Source organism: Wenyingzhuangia sp. (genome assembly GCF_039768515.1).
Taxonomy (GTDB): domain Bacteria; phylum Bacteroidota; class Bacteroidia; order Flavobacteriales; family Flavobacteriaceae; genus Wenyingzhuangia.
In genome coordinates this window covers 1-3,783 of the sequence record NZ_JBDNAI010000124.1, presented here as the reverse complement: position 1 = coordinate 3,783, position 3,783 = coordinate 1, and the positions used below count along the sequence as shown (strand labels likewise).

The following is a 3,783-nucleotide window of genomic DNA, read 5'->3' as shown; positions in this document are numbered from 1 at the left end:
TTTGGTAACCTCTTTCGCTAGCTCTGGAGCAGATTTAACAATTTTGAGTCCACCTAACTTGGGAGCATTGGCTCTTATCACTGTTGCGTCTGCAGATTTTTCTTCAGTCGTTTCAGGGACTACCTTTTTTGGTTCCTCTGTTTTAACAGGTGAAGCTTTAGGCTCTAAATCTATTTTACCAACAGTTTTAAGCTCAAGCTTTTCTGACCTTGCTTTTAAAATTTTGTTTCTTTCTTCCTCTTCCTTGCGTTTCTTCTCTTCTTGAGCCAAACGTAATTCTTCCTTTTCCTTTCTTTTCTCTTCTCCTACTTCTTTGGAATCAGCTTTCTTTTGGGCATCCGTTTGAAAACCATCTAATAAAATCTGGTACTCATCACCAGAAATTTTTGTGGTAGGACGTGCCTCAATCTCTACACCTTTAGATGAGAGATGCTCTACAGCCCTATCTAAAGATATGTTTAACTCTCGTAAAACTTTGTTAAGCCTTAATGTTTTGCTTACAGACATATGTAATTTTTACTGTTTTTTTGTTTAAGAAGATGTTTTGATGGTTAACTACTATTGTTTTAACTATCAAATTCCTCTTTTAAAATACGTTGAACCTCTACAATGGTTTCTTCTTCCAAATCGGTTCTGCTCACCAATTCATTAACATCCTTGTCTATTACACTTTTCGCAGTATCTAAACCTATGCTCTTGAATTCGTCAATAATCCATGATTCTATTTCATCAGAAAACTCAGTCAATTCAACATCTTCGTCGTCTTCAACACCGTCTCTCAAGACGTCAATTTCATAACCAGTAAGCTGAGTCGCTAATCTTATGTTTACCCCATTTCTACCAATAGCTTTGGATACTTCTTCGGGTCTTAGGTATACTTCAGCTTTTGCTTTCTTGTCTCCTTCTGCCTCAAAGATATCCATTTTTACCACTTTAGCAGGACTCAATGCTCTAGAAATGTATAATTGAGTGTTTTTTGTGTAATTGACCACATCAATGTTTTCATTTCCTAATTCACGTACAATCCCATGAATCCTTGACCCCTTGATACCAACACAGGCACCTACTGGGTCAATTCTATCATCATAAGAATCTACCGCAATTTTTGCTTTTTCTCCAGGAATACGAGCCACACCTTCTATAGTAATCAAACCATCAAAAACCTCTGGAATCTCCTGTTCAAACAACTTGGTTAAAAACTCAGGAGCAGTTCTAGACAATATGATTACAGGTTTGTTCCCTCTTAATTCTGCTGTCTTGATGATTCCTCTAACAGAATCTCCTTTTCTAAAGAAATCTGAACGAATTTGTTCACTCTTTGGTAATACCAACTCGTTTCCTTCATCATCTAACAAAATAATTGCATTGTGCTTGATGTGGTGAACTTCAGCAGAATACAAATCTCCTTCTAATTCCTTAAATTTTTTGTACAAAATAGTACTATCGTGTTCGTATAACTTTGAAATTAAATTCTGACGTAACGCTAAGATCGCTCTTCTTCCTAGTTGGTGTAGTTTGATTTCTTCTGATACTTCTTCACCCACCTCAAAATCTGGTTCGATTTTTCTAGCTTCAGACAACTCAATTTCTTCATTGTCGTCCTCGGACATTTCATCTTCAACAACCGTACGGTTTCTCCAAATCTCTAAATCTCCTTTGTCTGGGTTTACAATAATATCAAAATTATCATCAGAACCGTATTTTCTCTTTAGAGCGGCTCTAAAAACTTCTTCTAAAATAGACATCAACATGACACGGTCGATGTTCTTATCATCTTTAAATTCTGAAAATGAATTAATTAAATCTATATTCTCCATTTATATATTTTAACTAAATAATATTTTTACTTTTGTTTCCTTTATCTCTGTATAGGTAAGGGTAACTGATTTCTGAACCGTTACTTTTCCTTTACCAATTGCTTTTGGCTCTCTCGCTTTCCAGCTTAAAACGATATGATCATCCGTCACCTCATCTAAAGTTCCCTCATACTTATCGTCCTCTGTTATAACGTTCAATGTTCTGCCTAAATTCTTAACATATTGCCTTTTTAAGGTAATCGGTTTAGAAATATCTGGTGTAGAAACATCGATACTAAAATCTTCTTCCTCTCTGTCCAATTGAGCCTCTACCGCTCTACTTACACGGATACACTCTCTTAACGGAACTCCTTTGTCTCCATCTATGACAATGGATATTTTGTTTTCAGCACCTATGGTCAAAGACACTAAAAATAATTCTTCGTGCTCCGATAACGCTTCATCAATATAATTTTCGACTTTGTTCTTGTCCATGTATACCTATAAAAAGTGGGGCTTATTAGCCCCACACATCCATTCGAATTATTTCAACGCAAATATACAAGTTTTTTATTGATTTACAATATTTTAATCTCTAAAGACCAAATGTGTTGTATTCACCACTATGACAACTCAAAAAAACTAGATTTCTCTAACGATTTCTGCCTTTCTCTACAAAATATAATTTGTTACATATAAACATGGAATGACTAAGTGAGGATTGGTCCAGTACTTGTTTGAAAAAAAGCTTCCATAGAACAAAAAGCTTGACAACATTAATGTTGTCAAGCTTAGAAGTTGTCCCACAAGGACTCGAACCTTGAACGACGGTACCAAAAACCGATGTGTTACCATTACACCATGGGACAGTGCGTTAGCGGTGGCAAATATACGTCACCTCTACAATTCTGCAAAACTTTTTCTTAAAAAAAATCACTTTTTATCAGAACTTATCATCTGTGGATTGAAAATCAACATTTTAATGTTTTTCATTTTTTGTTTATCTTATTTTATACAGAAGATTTTTTACTGTAAAAGGACTTCGACATATATATTTGGTTAAATTTGTGTTTACATTTTTAGTTTTAGAATTACAAAACATGAAAGAAATCAATTATCAGAAATGGAATGTCATCACCGGATGGATTGTATTTGCCATCTCATTAGTGACCTATACCCTCACACTAGAACCCACGGTTAGCTTTTGGGATTGTGGAGAATATATTTCAACTGCAGTAAAACTAGAAGTAGGTCACCCACCAGGTGCGCCGCTATTTCAAATGCTTGGAGCGTTTTTTGCCATGTTTAGTTTGTCTGACAACCATGTGGCTCATATGGTTAACTTTATGTCAGGGCTAGCAAGTGCTTTTACCATTCTTTTCATGTTTTGGTCCTTAACAAATTTGATCAAAAGAATAGCGATAAAAAACAAAGCTCTAGACAACAACAAAACCATCGCTATCCTAGGAAGTGCTACTGTCGGAAGTTTAACCTACACGTTTTCAGACAGCTTCTGGTTTAGTGCTGTGGAGGCTGAAGTTTACGCAATGTCCTCTTTTTTAATGGCACTCCTTTTTTGGCTGGGGTTAAAATGGGAAAAGTCTTTTGGTGAACCTAGAAACAATAGATGGCTCCTCTTGATATCTCTTATTATTGGACTTTCTTTTGGGGTTCATATTTTATCTCTTTTGGTTATTCCTTCATTAGTGTTCTTATACCTTAATCATTATTATTCCCATTATACGGTCAAAACTTTTATCATTGCAAATCTTATAGCTATTGGTATTCTTGCATTTGTATTTAAGTTTTTATTCCCTTACACTTTGTTGTTCTTCAGTGCCTCAGAACTTTTCTTTATCAACAATTTAGGACTCCCATTTAACACAGGAACCATTATAGCAGGAATTGTTATTGTTCTTGGTTTTTACTTTGGACTGAAACACACCAGAAAAAATAAACTTTACTTAGGAAATACAATCCTACTTTC

Annotated in this window: 3 protein-coding genes, 1 tRNA gene and 1 pseudogene; 1 reads left to right on the top strand and 4 read right to left on the bottom strand. The window is 35.1% G+C overall.

Annotation, left to right across the window (positions count from 1 at the left end; translation table 11 throughout):
• The 4 genes and pseudogenes from ABF281_RS07950 to ABF281_RS07935 form a co-directional block, all read right to left on the bottom strand.
• Positions 1 to 507, bottom strand: a pseudogene (locus tag ABF281_RS07950) (translation initiation factor IF-2); the annotation flags it as partial.
• Positions 508 to 566: 59 nt separating this feature from the next.
• The gene (nusA, locus tag ABF281_RS07945) at positions 567 to 1,817 is read right to left on the bottom strand and encodes a transcription termination factor NusA (protein WP_347181144.1); all 1,251 of its coding nucleotides are present in this window, start codon (positions 1,815 to 1,817) and stop codon (positions 567 to 569) included.
• Between the two features lie 9 nt (positions 1,818 to 1,826).
• Positions 1,827 to 2,291 carry a ribosome assembly cofactor RimP gene (rimP, locus tag ABF281_RS07940; protein WP_347181143.1) on the bottom strand — a complete coding sequence of 155 codons (465 nt, stop codon included), beginning with the start codon at positions 2,289 to 2,291 and terminating at the stop codon, positions 1,827 to 1,829.
• Between the two features lie 303 nt (positions 2,292 to 2,594).
• Positions 2,595 to 2,665, bottom strand: a tRNA-Gln gene (locus ABF281_RS07935).
• 231 nt (positions 2,666 to 2,896) lie between these two features.
• On the opposite strand from ABF281_RS07935, the gene ABF281_RS07930 reads away from it, so the two are divergent.
• A partial coding sequence (locus tag ABF281_RS07930) for a DUF2723 domain-containing protein (RefSeq protein ID WP_347181142.1) occupies positions 2,897 to 3,783 on the top strand: 887 nt, incomplete at its 3' end.

Bases quoted from the DNA above. Each gene is read 5' to 3' on its own strand.
- nusA (WP_347181144.1), bottom strand. From the start codon at position 1,817: ATGGAGAATATAGATTTAATTAATTCATTTTCAGAATTTAAAGATGAT.
- rimP (WP_347181143.1), bottom strand. From the start codon at position 2,291: ATGGACAAGAACAAAGTCGAAAATTATATTGATGAAGCGTTATCGGAG.